We start from the raw sequence: 20,706 nt of genomic DNA, 5'->3' as shown, positions 1-20,706 counted from the left end.
AGTAAATACTGCTGATTGCTGTGCTTTTTCGTGAGGTGGGGAAAACAGACAGAGCGTTTTTTTATAAGTGCGTGAAGAAGAACATCATGATGTTTTATGTAGGGCTCTGATGTTTTATTTTGTGTATGCTGGCCGCTTAAAAAACTGAAGACTGATAAAAATTAAATAAAAATATTAAAAGAAAATATAAAAACTTGACAAGGTAAATCTAAAAAGGTAATATAATGCTAGAATGCCGTTTATGCGCTTTAAAATAGATTGAAATCCAGATATAAGATAATTGGCAAATAACCAGCAGAAGATGATTTGTGCAAAAATGTGGAGGTGGTCGCTCTAGTGCTTCCGTTTGAGTTATTGAAATCTTGCATGTGTTAAAGCGTTCTCAGCATACATTATTTGCTCATGATGCATTAAAGTTCTTTCATCAAAATTTTAGAAGCTTGGCAATGGTGGAGGGGCAATTATAGCAATTATAGAAATATAAGAAAGAGCTTTGAGAAAAATTGTAAAAAATGCTCGTCAAAAGAAAAAACGGTCATAAGAATTTTCACTAAAAAGTTTTATTTGTGAAGTTAATCTCGCACAGAAAGCTGGACATTTGAACATTGAGATAAATGAGATGTGGCAGATGTTTCTAAGAATAATATAAAGAGTCCATAAATTGTAATGGATGTTTCCTTTAAAAATCAAGTAATTTCAAGTAATCTTTGGCCTGTTCTTAACTGGTAAGCAATAAGTTTGTATGCTGTTTTAAGAAAAAAATCGAAAAACGCTAAAAAGTTATTGCTCGAGAATAATGTGCTTTGAAAAAGTGGCGTCTTTATCAGAGGAGGAAGGAATTCTTTGAATAAGGCGTTTTGCTTGAGGAGGAAAATAAAGGGTGCATTGAAAGTGTAGAGGGGATAGCATGAATATTTGATTTTGTAGCATAGGACTGATCTTCATAGAACGCCTGGGCTTATTATCCTGTTGCTGCAAAATAGTGTTGTTTTCGCGGGGTGTTAGATATGTTAAACTTCATGAGTATATGAACTATTTTAAAAGTATGCGCTGAATATTTAGAGCAAGATTTTGGCTGTAGAGACTTTCTTTTAAGTGAATTACAGCAGATAGAAGACAAAAGGAATTTGTTCTGTAAAAATCTGAATTGTTCGCAGATCTGTATGGGGTTAGAACCTTAGCCTTTTAGAGGAGGAGAAGATCTCAATATTTTACTTTGTAGAGAGCGATTTAGAAATTTTATGATGTTTATATAAAAGTTTAAAACGCTTGTCTACAATCAGTTTTGAGTCCAATAAACCCATTTTGTAAAGTTATGGTTTTCCTATGGAAATATTAAAATAAAAGTTCTTTAAAAGTCGTAAACAGTCGGTGCAAAAAAGTTTATAGCAACAGCGGTGGGATACGCACCCTAGGGGGTATAGGGGGAGCTGAGTATTTTTATAACCTTTTGGGTAGTTTTTAGGAAATGGATATAGGTAAGTTTGCGTGTTTTGTTTTAGAAAATAAAAGCCTTAATCGTGGAAGGTTGATGCTATGGTAAAAGAGCGGAGAAAAATCTTCTTTTATTCATAGAGCCTTTTGCTGAGGAATAAAGATTTTATTCAAAATATCTTTATCCTAGTGTCTTTATCTTGGTTTGTTGTGATGCATTATTTAGAGCGATGAAACGCGTGGAAAAAAATATGGATGTTTTTATAAAATTATGTGGGGAATTAGTTTAGGGAGGGATTTTCTGTTGTAGCTTGATGAAATATCATCTTTTGAGGTGTGGGCAGAAGAGATTTCTCAAGTACAATTTGCTTGATAAAAAATGGGGTTGTTGGCAGACCAGTGTTTATGACATGGTGCAGTGGTTTGGAAGTTTCGTTTGGATGATTTCTGTAAATATGTAAAAGCGTAAAAATGTAAATCCGCAAAATAATGCAGAGGATTTATGCTTCGGGCGGGCTTTTGTCTTGGTATGGAATGTGGTGAGAGGACTGAGAAAGGCAAGTCGGTGAATGGTGGCGAAAGCTGCAATGAAAAGAGATGTTAGGGGTGTGAGATGCAGAAAAAAGTGTCGATGGAATGGAGAATGGCGAGAAAGAGTCTGAACAGGTTATAGAAAACGATGTGGGTAAAAGCTTGTGGCGCGAAAAAAAGTGTGAAGGATAACCTGAGGAAATAGAGCTTGCGTGGAAGTTTCGCTGAAATGGTATCTTTTGAGTTGTGGTAAGAGGTGAAGGGATAAAAAGCAGGATTGATCGATACTGAATTTTATGCTTTGAAGGGCGGAGAGGTCAAGAATATTCATGGCGTGCGTTCTGTCGAGCCTTATGAAAGGCCGTCTTTTGAGACACGGTGATCTGAAATTAGCAAGAGGATCAGAAAGAAATAAAATTGTTGCAGACAATTATTTATCGATCGATTTGGGGGAAGAAATTTTGTCTTTTATCAGAAACTTTGTCTTTTAAGATGTGAGAAGATAAGCGGTGGGAAGAGGCGGCTATCTTTAAGATTGTTGATTGCTTTCAAAATTTTGTGGCTGATTTATATGCCATTTTTTGTATTTGACGCATTGGTTTCTCTTTGTTGGAAGGAACATTGATGATGGCTAAGGAACATGGTCTTCCCTTACGTCGAAGAGGGCGAAAAAAAACGACTTTGAATAAAACAACAAAGCAATTTAATGAAGCTCTTCTGACAGCCGCTGAACAAGCTGGATATCACTATGGTGAGGATGGGTTGGTGTCTTATCTTCAATATCATGCTTTGAATAATCCAGTCTCTTTTTTTTCGTTGTTGGCAAAAATTTTGCCTCTTCAGGTGTTGGGAGAAACAGGAGGGGATGTCAAAACAATTTCACGTATCGAGATTGTACCAGTGAAGCCAAAAAATACTAAACCAGAAAAGCATGATCCTTCGGTAACTGAGGCTTGAAGCCGCAATATTGGAAAATAGGGGATGAGGCAAAGATAGCCGGCTGAAGCAGAGGTTGGTTAAGAGATATTGTCTTTGAAAAAAAATGCTTTGTTTGCCAGCATTTCATCGGAGAGCTTAAGAGTGAAGCTGTTAGCAGGTGGTGGTGCTTTTGTAAAGGTTAGAGGCATGATAATTGAAGTGGTTGTGCTTTGGTAAAGGATGCATGAGGGTGGATTGGAAGAAGAGACTGCGAGGGAGAGTGGCTGAGAAGCAGAGTCGTTGGGAAGTGGTTTATGGGGGATATCCAGAGACACACACTAATTTAAAGGGTGATGCCTGAAAAGCGTGAAATTTAAAAAGTGTGGTGCTTGTTGCAGGTGTGCTTTGGGGAGGGGATGATAGGCCTGGTGTTTGGGGGAAAGTCAGGGGGTGGGTGGGGGAGATGTTGGGCCCGTAGAGGCAGGGTAAGGGGTGGCTCGCAAACAAGTGAAATTCAGTCAGCATGAAAATGATGAAAAGAAGATACAGCTGTACTTTTGAAAAATTATGAAGGCGTTTTTAAAAAACCGCTCTAGAATCAGCACAAATGTAAAGCTGGAGAAAATTATTTCTAAAGTACAAAAATTTATAATGGCAACTGTTCAGAAAATTTTTCAAAAAATGGCGCAGAAAACTGCTCAAGTGGCTCTTATTCCAAAGCTTATTCCTGTTTTTACTGGAAAAGCCGATGTGCGAGCCGCTTGGGGAGGGCGGGGTTCTGGAAAAACACGTTCTTTTGCTTTGATGTCTGCTGTGGTTGGATATCGGCATGGAATGGCTGGAGAACGCGGTATTATCCTTTGTGCACGGCAATTTCAAAATTCGCTCAATGACAGTTCTTTAGAAGAAATTAAACGTGCTATTGAATCTTATCCTTTCTTACAAGACTATTACGAAATCGGCGATAAGTATATTAAATCAAAAGATGGAAGAATCGTCTATGTGTTTGCAGGACTTGATCGAAATATCGCAAGTATTAAGTCAATGGGGCGCGTTTTCCTTTGCTGGGTTGATGAGGCTGAGCCCGTGACTGAAATCGCTTGGCAAACACTCATTCCAACTTTGCGCGAAGAAGGAAAAAATTGGAATGCAGAATTATGGGTCACATGGAATCCGTGTCAGGAAAATGCACCTGTAGAAAAACGTTTCCGAAATGTCGATAACCCTTATATCAAAGGAGCAGAAATCAATTGGCGCGATAATCCCCAATTTCCTCAAAAACTCAATCGTGATCGAATAAATGATTTGCAGCAAAGACCAGAACAGTATAGGCATATTTGGGAAGGAGAATATCTTCAAGCTGTGCAAGGAGCTTATTATCAAAAATATCTTCTCCAAGCTGAGATGGAAGGGCGGATTACCACTGTTCCACGGGACCCTTTGATCCAAACTAGAATCTTTTGGGATATCGGGGGAACAGGAGCAAAGGCAGATGCAACCGCTTTGTGGGTCGCCCAATTTGTTGGACGAGAAATCCGAGTCCTTGATTATTATGAAGCACAGGGACAGCCTCTCTCAGAACATGTCGGGTGGGCCTTTCAAAGGGGGTATGAAAAAGCTCTCATGGTCTTGCCCCATGATGGTGCAACAAAAGATCGTGTCTATAATGTGAGTTTTGAAAGTGCGCTGCAACACGCTGGGTTTCACACAAAAGTGATTCCTAATCAAGGACCAGGAGCTGTTAAAATGCGGATCGAAGCCGTAAGGCGTTTGTTTCCTGCTATATGGTTTAATCGTGAAACAACATGCGCTGGAAGAAAAGCGCTCGCTTGGTATCATGAAAAACGCGACGAACAGCGTAATATCGGACTAGGTGCTGAACATGATTGGGCTAGCCATGGAGCTGATAGCTTCGGACTCATGTGTGTGGCTTATGAACAGCCAATTATCCAACCACGAAAAAATACCTATCGCTCGTTTCTCCAGTCTCAAACTTCATGGATGGCTTTTTAATGAATATTTCTACAAATGCTTCTTTTGATCAAATGGAAATGCTTGAAAATCAAGCTCTCTTTACAAAACTCGTGGGATGGTATCAGGATGATATTATTCATGTCGAAAAATGGCGAAAAAATGCCCAAGAAGATTACGATTTTTATAATGGGCGTCAATGGAATGAACAAGATCTTGCTGTTTTGCAAGAACAAAACAGACCAGTGATAACTTTTAACCGTATTGCCCCTTTGATTAATGCCGTGATTGGCGCTGAGCGCAATAATAAAAGACAAGTCCAATTTATCCCACGGCAAGAAGGGGCTGCCTTTGCTAATCAGATTCTAACAGGAGCCGCTGAGTGGTTCCGCGATGAAGCCGATGGGGAATACGAAGATTCAGATGCCTTTCAAGATGCAATTATTTGCGGAATGGGGTGGACAGATACACGCCTTGATTATGAACAAGATCCACTAGGAAAACCCGTTATTGCGCGCTTGGATCCTATGAAAATGGTGTGGGATGCGAGTGCTGTTAAGCCTAATCTCATTGATGCTCAACGCGTATGGTATATTGATGAAAAACCTCTTGCCGTGGCTCAGGAAATGTTCCCAAATGTGCATTGGAGCGATCTTAATGCCGATTGGGTTAAACATCAAAGTTGGTTACACCCAACCAGCAATGAAATGACACAAAGTTATCAGGAAGAAGGAAAAGATGCGGCTATCTATCAACGCTATAAAATGGTGACATTGGCAGAATGTCGTTGGTTTGAACGCGAGGTGGTTTATAAAGTTCTCGATCCTCAAAGTGGAAAATTTATCGATTATTCGGAAAAGGATTTCCAAAAATTAAGCAAAACTTTTCCTGAGGTTCAAGCAACAAGATTAACCAGAAAAATTGTCAAACGGGCATTTTTGGGCAGAAAGTTACTCGAAGCGCCTGATAAACCCTTGGTACCACCCAATCAATTGGGATGGGAGTGTATTACAGGTACTTTTGATAAGTTAAACCGACAATTTTACGGCCTTGTGAGACCAACAAAGGATCCGCAACGGTGGGCAAATAAATATTTTAGTCAAGTAATGTATTTGCTCAATAGCCAATCAAAAGGCGGAATTATGGCAGAACGCGATGCTTTTGATAATGATCAACAAGCTATGGAGAGTTGGGCTAGAGCCGATAGCATTACTTGGTTGAAAAGTGGTGCTGTAGCAGGTGGAAAAATCCAGCCTAAACCCGTGGCTCAATTTCCGCAAGGGTTTTTCCAATTGTTTAATGAAGCAAAGAATGCACTCGAACAGGTGACCGGGTTGTCTGCTGAATTTATTGGTACGCGTGCTGTCAATCAACCTGGCATTCTTGAACAACAGCGAAGACAATCGTCTCTTAATCTTTTGGCTTCTTTTTTTGATGGTTTGCGTCGATATCGGCAACGACAGGGAAAAATTATTCTCTATCTTATTCAAAATTATTTATCTGATGGGCGCTTGGTTCGTATTGCCGGGGATGAAAATGCCCAGTATGTTCCGCTGACACGTGAAATGGTGACAAGTTTGGAATATGATATTGTCGTTGATGATGCACCAACAAGTCTTAATGAAAAAGAGCGTACATTTGCACTTATCATGCAATTGCTTCCTTTGATGCAAAATTTTGCAACGCCAGAAATTATGCTCGATCTCTTACGCTATTCGCCTTTACCAGCCTCACTCATTCATAAAATTGCTATAAAGACGCAAAACTCTCTTCAAGAGGAGAAAAATGCTGCAGCGCAGATGGGGGAGAATATGGGAGAAGAACAAATAATGCAGATGTGGCAGACAATAAAGCCTCAACAGTAAGAGACTTTATAATGCGTTATCTCTCGTGAATTTCATCGACCAGAAATTGTTTATCGAAACAATTCCTACCGTGCTACTGTGTAATGTCGTTTCTATTTTCGAAAAGAACTGTTTTATGAGACAGGGAAATTGCGGAAAACCTAGAGAGGGTCTTGCTTTTATGGAGGGTGGGGTATGGTGGGGAATGTTGGAGCCAAATGATGAAAGAGCAGTGAGGAAATAAATGCTCACAGGCTGATTTATCTGAAAAATTAATTTTGATTGTTCGAAAAGAGAAGGCTAACGGAATGAATCAAGAACACTTAACGCCGGCAGAACAAAGCCAATTGAAACAGGATTTTCTTTCTGCAACACAAGAGGGAGAATACGGTGAAATTGGAAGAGGAGAGAAAACAAAAACTCCTGAAGAAAATTTCCAAGGGCAAATGTATCAACAACAGCCAGATTTGCAAAAAGAAATTCAAGGGGGAGAGGATGGCCCGCCAGATCCACAAAAAGATTTTATGGGCTATATGCAATGGTTGGGAAAAACACTCCAAAAACAAGGACTTTTGCAGGAAAAGCAACAAATTAGACAGGATGTTCCTGAAGAAGACCAGTTGTATACATTCTACCAACAGTCGGTTGCCAATGTTAAACAAAAGCATCATGATTTTGATCAAGCGGCTGATTTTATTTATGAAATGCGGGCTAAACAGTTGGCAGCTTGTGCTTCACTCTATCCTGAGATGGCAGATCCTCAAAATATTGATGCGATAATTGGTAATGAGCTGAAACAGATCTTGCGCGATTGTGCGAAAAAAAATCAAAATCCGGCTGAAGTGATTTATTCTATTGCACAAAAAATTGGCTACACAAATGTCTCCAATACCATAGGTGAAAATTTCCAGGAAAGACACAATTCTGCACGGACACTTGCTGCTTATAACGGTTTGACGCCAAAGGGGCCAATTTCTTTAGATATGCTCGATAAAATGTCAGAAGCAGAATTTAGTGCTTGGGTTGCTGATCCTAAAAATAAAGCGGCTTTTAATCGTTTGATGGGTGGGAGAGAATTTTAAAATATGAAGTCCGATGGTGTTTTTGCAGGAACATGAGGGCCTTTTGGTGCACAGAGTCGAGGGGTGTTTTTGCCGAAACGTAGGAGGGAAAAGGTGGAGTGGGAAGAGGAAATTTTTTAAGGATGGAGGCGGTGAGGAGAACTCTTATAAATAGGAGGCAAGAAGCTAACAGAAATTAGACAAAACACGTAAAACCTATTCACCATCTGAAATGAAATGTGGTGCTTTAACAGCCGGCGCTTTGCCGGTTTTTTTATGTCAATAAAACTTTTAGAGGATAAAATGACCGTAACGAATATCGGACTCAATGACCCAATGGCAGTGCGCACATGGTCTAAATTATTAAATCAAGAAGTCTCAAAAGCAATACCAATTGCTCCGTTGATTGGAAATGATTCTAACAGTATCATACAGTTAAAAGATGAAACCAATAAGGAAAGTGGCGATGCTATTAGCTTTGGCTTGCGTGTGCAATTGCTCGGTGAGGGGGTGAGTGAAGGGCAGACAGTGGAAGGAAATGAAGAAGCTTTACAGTTTCTCAATGATCGTTTGGCAATTAATGAATTGGTTCATGCTGTGCGGGTCAAAAACGAGGGCACAATTGATCAACAGCGAATTCTCCACGATTTGCGCACTGAGGCAAAAAATGGTCTGGTTGATTGGTATGTAGATCGTTTGAGTTTGATGTTCTTCATTCAAGTTTGCGGATTTACCGCAAAAACCATGCACTTTGAAGGCCGCGAGATATCACTTAAACCCGTTCATTATGGGTTTAATATGCCAACCCCACCAACCAGTCACCGCATTGTGCGTCCGAACAATAAAACAAAAGATGAAGATTTAAAAGAAGGCGATATTTTTAATCTTAAACTTATCGATAAAGCTGTTGAACGGGCTAAGTTGGCAAATCCTAAAATTCGTCCCGTGCGGATTGATGGAGAAAATGTCTATGTCCTTTATCTCCATCCAATCCAAGTGACACAATTGCGAACCAATACAGATGCTGGACAATGGCTCGACATTACCAAGGCAACCTATAGTGGAAGTCGTCTCAAAAATCCGCTCTATGATGGATCTCTTGGTATGTATAATGGTGTTGTTTTACGCGAAGCTGAACATATTACTGAAGGTGTTGAATCTGCAACAACGAACAAAGCTCTCCCAAATGTGCGGCGGGCTGTTCTTCTTGGCGCGCAAAGTGCTGTGATTGCTTTTGGTAAAGATCGAGGCGCAACACGATATAAATTGGTGGAAGAACTTTTCGATTATGAAAGAGAATTCGGAGTCGCAGCAAAAACCATTATTGGGGTGAAAAAAACTTGCTTTACCTTGCCAGGCAGTGCACAAGGAGCGCAGGATTTTGGCACTATCGTAATCCCAACTTACGCAGTGGCTGCTTAAAGCAATTGTAAAACCTGACTACCTTCCCCCAATAAGAGAATTCTGTTGGGGGAAAAAATAAAATGCTTCAGCCAGAAAAGGACCAGGATACCTTATGACCGCTTTATCAAGTGATCCCAAAAATCCAAAACCTATACATGCGGACCATTCTAGAACTTTTGCTAATATGGTCGCGCTTATTCAAGATGAAATTGATGATACAACAGATGAATATTCCCTGCAAATTCAAAATTCAATTTTTACTGCTGTGCAGTTGTGTGTCCGAGAACCCTTGTTCTTTAATGAAGAAAGCGTAAGAGAGTTCAAAACACAAACCGGTAAAGTATGGTATGGGCAAAACGAGGGCGTTTTTATTGAATCAGAAAAAATTTTGAAGGAGGTCTTTTTAATAAAAAAGAATGCAACAAAAATAAAGTTGTTCTTTAGGCCCTTTGACGCGTTGTTTCAACAATATGGTCCGCAGCCTGTGCCAGCAACGCCATTATTTTATACTTGGCTTGATCAAGAAATAGGACTCTTCCCACCACCAGGATATGTCCAAACTGTCCAGTTCTTTTGTGATTTTACTCATCTGGCAGAAGAGCAGCTGAAAACAGATAATAGTCCTTGGTTGACACATGCTTTTGATCTTATTAAAGCACGGGCAAAATATGAACTTTATAAAAATATCCTTAAAGATCCTGAATATACCGCCGTGTCTTTCCGAGATTTTCAAGAGCAGCTTCAGGCTTTGCGTCTTGAAACATCGCGCCGAAAAAATTCTTCAAAAATTTGTCCAATGAGCTTTTAAAAAACTTTTTGTACATCGTTTATGACTGGCTTGTCCCTTATGGCAGGAGTAGCCTTAAAAGTTGAGGGAATGGTAAAGAGCTGTTGAGGTGTAGGCGATGTTAATATTTTGGAATTAATCAATCTTGAGTTTGTGTATTTATTGGGCTTTATACCTTTAAAATTGCATTCTAGGGGCTTTGATGGTTTTAATTAATAAGCCTTGGTGTTTTGAATAGCGCTGGGCTCTTCAGATATTTTATGGGGATCTTGATGGCTTTTTTCCCAATCGCTGATTATCGACCCGATGTGGCAGATATCAATGGAATTTTTACCGATGAACTTGTTAATGTACTCCCGGCTGATGGCTCCTATATTCCTATGCCAAGCTTTGAACCTTTGTCAGAGCCATGTCCCGCGCCAGTTTTAGGCGCTTTTGCGGTTAAAACAAAAAATGGCGTTTCTATTATTGCTGGGACAGGAGAAAAAATCTATTTGCTGGATAATACAACAATGAAGTGGCAAGATATTAGCCAACAAGGAAAGACGTATCTTGCTAATATCGATGCACCGTGGTCTTTTGCTTTGTTTGGTGATTTAATCATTGCTGTGAATGCAAATGATAGACCACAAGTGATCGATATTAATCATGATAAAACATTTAGAAATTTAGGAGGTAATCCACCACAAGCAGGGCTCGTGCGTGTCTGGGGAGATTTCGTTTGTTTGTTGAAATTGACTGAGAACCCAAGACGGGTTCATTGGTCTGGGTTGAATGATGCAGAATTTTGGACCGTGGGAAAAAAAAGTTGTGATTATCAAGATTTTCCTGATGGTGGATGCGTTCAAGGCGCGACCGAAACAACAAATCCAATTATCTTTTTGAACTCGGCAATCTATGCTGGTTCTTTTATTCCTGGCTCTAAAATTATTTTTAGTTTCCAAAAAATCCACGATAAACGAGGCGCAAAAAGTGCTGAATCAGTTGTTTGTCGAGGAGACTTAGCATTCTTTGCTGATGAGGGCGGATTTTATCAAATCACGAATGAGGGACAGATTATACCCATTGGGTTCGAAAAAGTGGATCGGACCATGTTCGCAAAATTAAGACAGCATAACCTGCATAATCTGTCTGCTGCTATCGATGGGGTGTATAATCGTGTCTATTGGATGCTCGATTCTGATGAGGACCTTCATGAACGTATCTTGCTCATTTATGATTGGGGGTTGCAAAAATGGACAAAAGCGCTCGTGAATGTCAAAATGGTATTGCCTATTTTCTTAGTAGGTACAACTCTAGAATCTCTTGATTTGATTACGGAAAATCTTGATGATTTGTCCTTTTCTCTCGATAGTAAAATTTGGAAAAAAGAAGCGCCTATGCTGGGCGCTTTTGATCAACAGGGAAGACTCGGTTCCTTTTCTGGATATCCTATGGCTTGTGTGGTGACATCACAGGAAATGGGACAGACCAATGGCATGATAACACGGGTGAAAAATATTATGCCTCAAGTGAATAGTGGAAAGTTTTATTTGTCTGTGGGAGTGCGCTTTCGACAAGACCTTGAAGAGGAAACTGTTTGGTTGCCAGAAAAACAGCCTTCTTATAATACTGGGCAAATCCATTATCGCGCAAGAGCACGCTTTTATCGCTTTAAGTTGCGTATTCCTGAGGGGATAAATTGGTCGCATGTCACAGGATTTGATGTGGAATTGACGCCTGCCGGCATGCGGTAAGTAGGTTTTCCTAGTGTAGAAAACAATGCAATGGGCTCTGCTTCTGATAAAGGAAAAATAGTAGGCACTACGGTTTCTATAAAGCAGGAAAGAGGTGTTTTCGATTTCTCAATTTCTCATTACAAAGATATGATGACTCTTCTTTTCTTTGGCGGGCATCAATTCCTCTTTTGAAAAGTTGTGCGCTAAGAACGGAACGCGTAAATAGGTATGGGGGATGGAATGTTCAAAGAGATAAAGCTAGAAAATCTAAAATTATAATGCAAGATAGTCAAGATTTGTATTCTGTTCATCTGACGGAACAATGGTCGTGGGAAAAAATAGCTCCTTATCAAGAAGCTCTCAATGCTGCATTGAAAAAATATGTTCAGCGCTTTCCTGATGATGTTTGTCTGGAAAAAATTGCTGAAGAAATCATTGCGGGACAAACACAATTGTGGTTGGTCTTAAAAAATAAAATCCAATTTAGTGCTTTTGCAATGACTAAAGTTGAAATAACCCATACAGGGAAAAAATATGTTGTTCTTTCAGATTTTGCTGGAGAGGGAGGACTGAAATTGGTCAAATTGATTGATAAGGTCGAAAAATGGGCACGGACAATCAATGCTGAAGAAATACACATGTTTGGAAGAATTGGATGGGCGAAAAAACTCGCTCATCACGGATATTCTCGTAATCTTATTCAATATAGAAAGGTTCTGGTTCCATGAGTAGAAAAACAAAACCTCAAGTGCAGACAACAACACAAACAAATACACCACCCGCTTGGGCAGCTGATATTCTTAAACAAGCTAGTGCTGATGCGCTTGAACTTTATAAGCAAGGAATTGGTGGAAACGTTTATCAGGGAGAGAGAATCGCTGGTCTTAGCGATATGACAAAAAATGCTCTGACCGGTTTACAACAAACAGCAGGGCTCTATAACAATCCAGTGGTAACCCAGTGGTTCAATACTCCAACGAATAGTGCTACAAATCTTTCCAGTATGGCTCAGGGAAATTGGGTTGGAAGCAATAGTAAATTTAATACTGCATTGCAAAATGCCCTAAATAAAACGTCTGATGCAATTAATCAAGCGATGTCTGGAGCAGGACGTTATGGTTCTGGTGCCCATACCGGAGTGCTAGCCGATGAGCTTGGGGCGTTGGCAACAAATGCTGCCGCACAGCAATATAATCAAGATATTAACAATATGATGAATGCAAACCGAATGATTGATCGCTCCCAGCAGGATCAGGTTAATGCGGCAAATGCATATTATCAAGGGCAAAGTAACGCTCAAAGCAACGCTTTGAAAGGGGGGATGATTCAAGATTTGAACCGTCAAAATGCCTTAGATGCTGAGCGCCAAAAATGGTTGGAAGAAGATAATCAAGCATGGAACCAATTGGAACGCTTGTTACAGATAGGAACACAGGCCGCTGGAAATTATGGAACAACTTCAGGAAAAACCACAACAATGCCTTCTGTGACAAAAGATCCGTTGCGTGATGCGCAGCAAGTGCTTGGATTGGTCGGTGGAATTTTAGGGCTTTGTGATGTAAGAGCAAAAGAAAATATTATCTCAGTGGGTGAAAAAAAGGGATATCCACTTTATACCTTTAATTATAAAGGAAATCCACAACGGTATCGAGGTGTTCTGGCCCAGGAAGTGTTGCGTGTGAAACCTGAAGCTGTTTTTGTAAATGCAAAAACAAAATTACTGCATGTTGATTATGATAAAATAGGCCTGAAAATGGAAAAAATACCAGCATTTAAAAGTAAAATTATAACTTTCTTTTCTTCGTTCTTTGGTCGTTTTTCTTTTTTGCAAAAAGGCTGTCTTCTATGAGTTCTATTGATAATTGGTCAATCATTGCAGTAGAAAATGCTTGTGGTGATGAAGATAAACTGGAGAAAAAGACAACCGCCAAATGCCATTGATTTTCATACCCACGCAATAATGCAATGCATCAGAAGATATCTGTGGAATTGTATCACAGTTTACTGTTGGTGTGAAGAACAAGAGAACGTCTATTTGTTTAGCGACAAAGTCTTTTTAAAGACTTATAGGGTGTATTATCGTGTACTTTAAAGCTTAGGACGTCAATAGAGGAATAACAAAAGTTTTTTGAATCAATAGTTTCTACGATCAACTGATAGGATAACTCTAGAGGATATTGCGCCTTTAAGGGGAGAGAAATTCAAAAGGGTGGTCTTTATAAGATCGTTTATACTTGTGATGTAAAATACTGATAGCTGGTTTTTAACCAATCCTCCTATAAAACTTCCTGAAATTTTTCTCTTTCCGCTTGTGTCTGAATCTTTTCTGCTGGCGTTATTGGGACTTTTGTTACGGAATAAATCCCGTTTGATGGCTGCTATGGGATGGTAAAGAATATTCAGGAAAAAAATGTGTAAATCTCTTTGCTGTTCTGGGGCAAACATGGGAAAACAACATTTAAGGTTCCCACTTTGCATGGAATATTTTACAGAGGAACGATGGTGAAAAAATTGATAAGAGGCGTTGCTTGGGAAGTCGACAAGGAAAGTCTTTTAAGCTCTATATCTATGAAAGAAACATAGATTCTATAAGTCAATATCAGCATAGCGAGCCAATGTTTGAACACGATCTGTTACAGTATGGTTGAGGGAGGAATATCGAAATTATGCAGCTGTGATGCTTAAAAACGTTCGTCGACAAAGGCGGAAAGAAAGCATGAACATAATATCGCCAAAAAACAGTGCGTGATGAAACGTGTTCGTCAATGGGGCAGAGGTTTATACTGTCAAAGTTTGAGTATGAACGCTTTGAGATACAGAGATAAAAATGATTGAAAAATATTCGATCTCGTCCTGCTATGAGAAAAAAGCTTTATCAAAGATATCATGCAGAAAATTTGAAAAAAGGCATTTGTGCTTCAAAAAATGAATCCTTAACCCTCTTTATTATTTTACTTTTTGTGCAGATTTTGCTGGATGCGTAAAGTAAGCTTGCGTATTTTTCTTTAGAGGATACAAACAGTGATCGTTGAAGATAGATGGTAAAAGGGAAAAACACCTTCCTTTATCCCTATAGTTTTTGTTGGGGAATGAAAATTTTATCTAAAATATTTCTATTTTATTGGTTCGTGATGTCTTAGTTAGAATGTTAATGTACGATGGTGAAAAACATAACCATTTTATCTTATTCTGCCGTAAAATATCATCGTTGAAACACTGTCATTGAGGGCAAAAGATATAAGGCACATAAGGCAGGTAATATAGGATTTCCTAAGATTAAAAACAGGAGAAAATATTCAGAATAAGACTTGTTCATTGAGTCCATAGAGTTTTCATGCAAGTGAGACACGGGAAATGATGAGCAGGTGGAAGGCATTGAGAGCCGTTGGCTTGTTCGCAAACCGATGTGGCTTTATAAGGTAAGGTAAAATGGTGAGCGATAGGGCTTGGTGCTCTTTCTTTGCTGTCTTTATCCATGGTGGTTGTGTTGTGTCACAAAATATCATTGCTTGAAGTGAGATTGATAAAGCTCATGTAAAATTTTGTGCGTGTTGTGTTTTGAGTATGTGGTGAATGTCGTGAATATTGAGGATTTGCTTGTAGAACCTCATGAAATACCCTCCCTGCTGTGTGGTATCTAGAATATATGAAGGTGAAAACTAAGGAGAACTCGATAGATAAAGAGCCAGATTGTTTACAGATTATTGTTTATAGATTGGTATTGTTTGAAGATTAATAGAGCTGAAAGCTCTTGTCCTTTTAGGGACAGGTCCACAAAGCAAGAAAGATGCGCATGTATGATTCTTTGGTTGCTGGTAGTAAAATCATCATTTTAGGTGGAAAACAAAGTATAGTTTTAAAAAGTATCTTGTAAAAATTTTTAATGAGGCCTTTGGCGGGTTTAGGCGGTATGAAAAAGCCGTGCAAAGAAAAAATATTCAATGGATGTTTAGCTTATCAAAAAGGGGGTATAATGGCATTTTTCCCATTTTCTATTGCTGATATTGATGATCCTGAATGTATTCGTGTGGTTCTTTATTCCACCGGAAGAATGGGACATGCTCCTTTAAATGCATTGTTGAAGAAAGTGTATGAAGATATTACAAAACTCTCAGAGCGTATGGATGCTTTAGAAAAAAAGTTAAATATTCAAGATCTTTCTAATGTTGAATAGAAATAAAATGCAAAAAAAAGAAAGACAGTATTCATTGGATTGTTGGCGGTAAAATAATCATACTAAACATTAAAATGGGGGCAGAAAGCAAAAAAGAATCAGCTTTAGATGGCGTGGATTTGTTTCAAAATTTACAACACAAAAAATCGTAAAATAGACAGAAATACTAATTAAAACATTATAATTCAGTCTTTTAAAAGTATTTCTTCTTGTTTTAAGAAAAGAAAATCAAAAAGAATGACTAAGAATAAAAAGACAGGCGTTGAAGTTATATATCAGATAAACTTTGCTTATTTATAGCTTTAGTGAGGCGTGGAATGGTTATGCGTTTGAGATATTTTAAAAAAGGTAAGAAATGATCAAAAGAGAGCCATCTTCAAAAAGATGAAGAGTGTTTGCAAGAAAATTTATTATGCGGTATGGGGAAAATTAGGGCACATATCGAAGTCTATAGGAAAGTTTTTAAACTCCACAGAGAAAGAAACATTGCTTAAGCAGAAACCCATGGCAAAAGAAGGAGGCAAAAGATAAAAGATCTTGCAATAGTTTGAAAAAGCTTATAGGTGAAGCGCTCTGGGATTTTAAATCTAGAAATAATTTGCCGTCTTTACACCTAATTTAAGAGAAAAATAGCAGTTTTTTGCCATTTTAGTTTGTAAAGAATTTCATAAAAGGAAACCTGTAAGTGTCAAAATAGATTAACGGTGGCAAAAATGGGTGTAGTTGAGCTCTTTAACTTATAAAAAAGAAAAATATTGTATCCTTGAAGTTGGTTTGAGAGCGAAAGTTGTCATTGTTGTCTAGAAGACAAGGTGGTACAAGCGCTTGTTTCGTGGGCTTAGCTTATGAGATCGTAAAACACTTTTATTTGAAGTGTGGTGATCTAAGGAATGTAAGCTTCTTGGATACAAGTGTTTTTTAAGGTGTGTTGAATATTTAGAAAGGTTTGTTTATTGAGCCTTATGTTTAAGTGAATCACATGCATGGGAGGCTAAATGGGCATCGTGAGATCTGCATTATCGATAGATCAGATGGGGGATCAAGAATCTTCATTTTTTGAAGTGGTAGACGCAAGTTAAGAAAAACGAGCTTTTACAAGCGTAAAAAATAGATTTTTGACAGCGATGGCTTTAAACTACACATTTGTTTATGGGTTGCTTTTGTGATAAAGGTGCAGAACCTTTTGATTTTAAAAAGTGTGCTATTACAAGCTGGACTATCACACACTTTGCTAGCCCCCAATGTTGCGACAGCTCTTGCCATTTAAGATGGTTCATAAGAGCATTTTAGCCCTTTCTTGTTCAGTTTTTACCCACATCCAGCACCGCTTGTGGCATGCAAGCAAGTGATTTTGATTGATGCAACATACACAGATTTGACATGAGAGAACCCTATGATATTCTGGGGTTTGATTCAATTTGAATAATGATAGATTATCTATATAAATCAATGTATTTTTTCATACAGCTCCCTTAAAATAAAGACGCTATTATCGATATGCTTAAAGTCAATAAGTAAAGAAACAAATTTTTTGCATTCAAGTAAATGAGATAAAAAAGCGCTTTTATAATTTATTGTTTATATTCTTTTTGGATAAATTTCATAAATATAATTAAATCTCTTGCAATATTATACATTTTGTGTACAAATATTTATTGTTATTTTATTTTGTATTTTATTTAATTGTAGCTTTATTCAAAAGCCGCGCTATTTAAAGGCGCGGCTTTTTTACTGTCTATTAGCAGGTGTGCTTTATACGCTAGAGATCTATCATTCAGGTGGCTTTGGATATTTTTTTTCTTATGCTCATAAATTATATTTTGTGATTTTGTTTTATCGTGTGACCTCTAAATTTATGCATTTTTAGCCTAATAGAGGGTGAAAGAAAAAATTCAAATGTGTCTTTAAATAGTGTTTGTTGAGTTCGATCAGAAAATATATTCTTTAGTTTTCGTGTGTAATTATAGATCAATCATTGCTTATCTTGTTGTTGTGATCGCTTTTTATGGGGATGGAGCTATAAGATGTGTAAGTTTTATACATGAAGTATTTGTGCGTGGCGAATAGGAGAAGCGTTTTCCTGTAGGAGCTTCATGTAAACGCATAAGCGTTTTTTTATTTGTTATGGGCTGAATGCGTTTGTAGGTGAGATTTATAGATAAAAGCTGCAGGAAATATCGCTTTTGAGGGAATGCTGAGAGAGATTACAAGCATGGGAAGCCAAAGGAGAAAACTTAAGAGAATTTCTGCATGAGGAAAGCGTTATCATTTAAAAAACAGTATGGATGAAGAATTTTTGCCTTTTAAGATGATAGAAGAAAATTATAAGCACTCTCTTTTCATAAAGAAGATGAGAAAAGTCTTTCACAAGAATTTTATACGATAAAAAAGAAGTCTTTTGATGCTAAGAGTATTGATAGTTTGTTGTTGTAAATTGTATTGTATACACGGATACTTCAATGAAAAGCTTCTCCTGGAATGTTAAAGGATACAGTCTTTATGGAAAAAAGAATCTGGTCAAGGCAAAAGGCTTATTTCAAAAGATTATATCGTAAGATTGCTTTTGTTTGTCTAATACTTTTTTGTATCGTAATTTTGTGTTTTGTTGCGGTAAAAGTGATAGATTATTTTTTTTTTCCTGAAAAAATAACACAACAAGCGCCTGTTGAATTTGCTATTCCTGTTTTCGATCTGCGCGTGTATTGCAAGGAAATTTCTGCTTCCGTGGTGCCGGATATGAAAAAAGAAGTTTATCAACACTGCTTTAATTTAGAAAGTGAGGCCTATTTTGCTATTCGTGAAATGTGGGATAGACTTTCCGATTCTGCAAAAAAACGATGTTTGACGATGGTGCGACCGGGGGATGGAAATTATTTTCTCTTGCGGGACTGTTTCCTCAATGAACAAGAAAATAAAAAAGGAAAAATCCGCAATTACTTTTAAGTATTTTTAAGTTTTCCACGCAAAGTTAAAGGATGCAAGATTTAAAAATACAAAAACTTCCCGACGGTTAGTTGTTTCTAGACCAATAAAAAAGTGATTTATTGAGCTTGTTAGAGCGCATTTTTATTGAAGGTGTAACACCATAAGGTATAGAAGCCTGCCTAAAATATCTAAGAGTTTGTACAGAGTAAAAATTCAGGAAGACTTGATTTGTTAAGCTTTTCATTTCAATGAATCACATTCCTGGAAAGTTAAGTAGAACGCGTTTGAAAAGAATACGAATTGTTTCCCAAAACAGTAGTGGGCTAAAATCCTCCGTCCTTTAAGGGTAAAAGTCAATAGATATGGACAGCAATTAAGTAAAAAAGGGATATTTATTTGAAAAATTATAAATAGGCAAGGCTGCTCTACGTTTAAACCGCTAGGATGAGGTCGTTAGGCTGGGTTTACAAATGAACTTGTTTTATAATCTCGGTTTTCTTGTCAGAAAGTATAAGAAAGAAAATGTCTTCTGCCTTTCTTATTTATAAATTCAACAAGACAACTTTTTGAGAAGAATTTGATGTTTAGGGAAAGGTGACATATTGCTCGTTATTTTCTTAAATAGTTGAAATTTTTGTATTTAAATCTTTAGCTTTTAAGTTCAATTTATTCGCAATGATGGATGCTAATTTACTTAAAAACTCCACGGGATTCAAACAATAATTGGTCATATCGTTAGCTTAATTTTAGGAAAAAAGATTTGTTTCTTGGTCATTATAGGACTTGAATAGTCCTTCATAATAATCTATCTATAAAATCTAGCAGGTTTTGCAAAGCGGTCGTGGATTATCGCTTGCAAGGGGTTGCTTTAGTGGTAAAGAGAGGCTATATATCATAAAAGAAAGAGGTTCATGCGGTGCTCGTTGAGATCAGGTGCTCATTGAAATTATAAGTGCTTATGAGTTAAGGGCATGAGGGAGTGAACTGTCGGCGTTTTGAAAGCGGTGGTCCTAGTAAAAAAGAGAAACTTTTATGTTTTCTGGCGGTTTTTTCTTTGTCAGGTATGTTATAGATGTGTTCTCCTTTTTGTTTTCCACAAGATAATTATTTTTTAGTGAAATATGGTTTGTTTAAAAAAAATACTTGGCATTTTACGTGAACATCACTAGGTTTCTGCTAGTTGACAGAAAAATAGGGGATTTTTGATTTGCGATTTCCTTGCTGTTTTGTGATTTTCAAGAAAATATATGTTTTTATCAATATTCAGTAGGGTTCATTTGAGTGAAGTAAACGCGGGATAGCTTGAGAACCGTAGGTTAAACGTTAAGCAGCATGATCAAAAAGTGATGCAGGGAAGAAGAGTCAATTAAGACATATACTTCAAAAAAGGGATAAAGATGAGGCCACAACAAAATAGACGGGTACGCGGTCGTAATAATAACAGTAATGGTAATAATAATCGTCGCAATCCTAATCCGTTGTCTCGCAATTATGAAAGTAGCGGTCCGGATGTTAAAATTCGTGGGAATGCTCAGCAAATTGCCGATAAATACATAAGTCTTGCGCGTGATGCACAGGGGGCGGGTGATCGCGTTATGTCAGAAAATTATCTACAACATGCTGAACATTATTTGCGTATTATTTTAGCTGCAGCGGGGCAAATGTCTCAATCTGTTCGACGCGATGAAAATAACGAGCAAGATGAATGCCATGAAATGAATCCTGAAGGTGAAAAAAAAGATGTTGTCGATAGTAATACAGATGGATTACAGATGCCGTTGCAGAAAAATGGTAATGGTCAATATGATAAAACGCAAAATGGGGATGAGCATGAAAATGCTTTTTATTTTAGCTGCAGCGGGGCAAATGTCTCAATCTGTTCGACGCGATGAAAATAACGAGCAAGATGAATGCCATGAAATGAATCCTGAAGGTGAAA

The 20,706-nt window shown here is 37.9% G+C and carries 12 protein-coding genes and 1 pseudogene; all 13 read left to right on the top strand.

Going from position 1 to position 20,706, the window contains the following annotated elements:
* Positions 1-2,294 precede the first annotated feature (2,294 nt).
* Positions 2,295-2,456 (top strand): hypothetical protein, encoded by a 162-nt coding sequence (locus GGR08_RS02420; protein WP_183193817.1) that lies wholly within the window; start codon positions 2,295-2,297, stop codon positions 2,454-2,456.
* A gap of 136 nt (positions 2,457-2,592) precedes the next feature.
* Entirely contained in the window at positions 2,593-2,922 is a 330-nt protein-coding gene (locus tag GGR08_RS02415) for a hypothetical protein (RefSeq protein WP_183193878.1), read from the top strand.
* A 612-nt stretch (positions 2,923-3,534) separates the two neighbouring features.
* On the top strand, positions 3,535-4,896 hold the full coding sequence (locus GGR08_RS02410) for a PBSX family phage terminase large subunit (protein WP_183193816.1): 1,362 nt from the start codon (positions 3,535-3,537) through the stop codon (positions 4,894-4,896).
* Positions 4,896-6,719 (top strand): portal protein, encoded by a 1,824-nt coding sequence (locus tag GGR08_RS02405; protein WP_183193815.1) that lies wholly within the window; start codon positions 4,896-4,898, stop codon positions 6,717-6,719. Before GGR08_RS02410 ends, GGR08_RS02405 begins: the two co-directional genes overlap by 1 nt.
* 287 nt (positions 6,720-7,006) lie before the next feature.
* On the top strand, positions 7,007-7,780 hold the full coding sequence (locus tag GGR08_RS02400; RefSeq protein ID WP_183193814.1) for a hypothetical protein: 774 nt from the start codon (positions 7,007-7,009) through the stop codon (positions 7,778-7,780).
* Positions 7,781-8,062: 282 nt separating this feature from the next.
* Positions 8,063-9,181 (top strand): N4-gp56 family major capsid protein, encoded by a 1,119-nt coding sequence (locus GGR08_RS02395; protein WP_183193813.1) that lies wholly within the window; start codon positions 8,063-8,065, stop codon positions 9,179-9,181.
* A 94-nt stretch (positions 9,182-9,275) separates the two neighbouring features.
* Positions 9,276-9,971 (top strand): hypothetical protein, encoded by a 696-nt coding sequence (locus tag GGR08_RS02390; protein ID WP_183193812.1) that lies wholly within the window; start codon positions 9,276-9,278, stop codon positions 9,969-9,971.
* 251 nt (positions 9,972-10,222) lie between these two features.
* The gene (locus tag GGR08_RS02385; protein ID WP_183193811.1) at positions 10,223-11,686 is read left to right on the top strand and encodes a hypothetical protein; all 1,464 of its coding nucleotides are present in this window, start codon (positions 10,223-10,225) and stop codon (positions 11,684-11,686) included.
* Positions 11,687-11,946: 260 nt separating this feature from the next.
* Positions 11,947-12,396 carry a hypothetical protein gene (locus GGR08_RS02380; RefSeq protein ID WP_183193810.1) on the top strand — a complete coding sequence of 150 codons (450 nt, stop codon included), beginning with the start codon at positions 11,947-11,949 and terminating at the stop codon, positions 12,394-12,396.
* The gene (locus tag GGR08_RS02375) at positions 12,393-13,517 is read left to right on the top strand and encodes a tail fiber domain-containing protein (protein ID WP_183193809.1); all 1,125 of its coding nucleotides are present in this window, start codon (positions 12,393-12,395) and stop codon (positions 13,515-13,517) included. The genes GGR08_RS02380 and GGR08_RS02375 overlap by 4 nt, the downstream gene beginning before the upstream one ends.
* 2,124 nt (positions 13,518-15,641) lie before the next feature.
* Positions 15,642-15,842: a hypothetical protein gene (locus GGR08_RS02365; protein ID WP_183193808.1), complete on the top strand. Its 201-nt coding sequence runs from the start codon at positions 15,642-15,644 to the stop codon at positions 15,840-15,842.
* Between the two features lie 2,499 nt (positions 15,843-18,341).
* Entirely contained in the window at positions 18,342-18,785 is a 444-nt protein-coding gene (locus GGR08_RS02360; protein ID WP_183193807.1) for a hypothetical protein, read from the top strand.
* A gap of 1,379 nt (positions 18,786-20,164) precedes the next feature.
* Positions 20,165-20,608, top strand: a pseudogene (locus tag GGR08_RS02355) (DUF4167 domain-containing protein); the annotation flags it as partial.
* Between the last annotated feature and the right edge of the window lie 98 nt (positions 20,609-20,706).

Origin of the sequence: Bartonella fuyuanensis (assembly GCF_014197255.1) — a bacterium.
Taxonomy (GTDB): Bacteria; Pseudomonadota; Alphaproteobacteria; order Rhizobiales; family Rhizobiaceae; genus Bartonella; species Bartonella fuyuanensis.
This window is presented reverse-complemented; position numbering and strand designations above follow the sequence as displayed.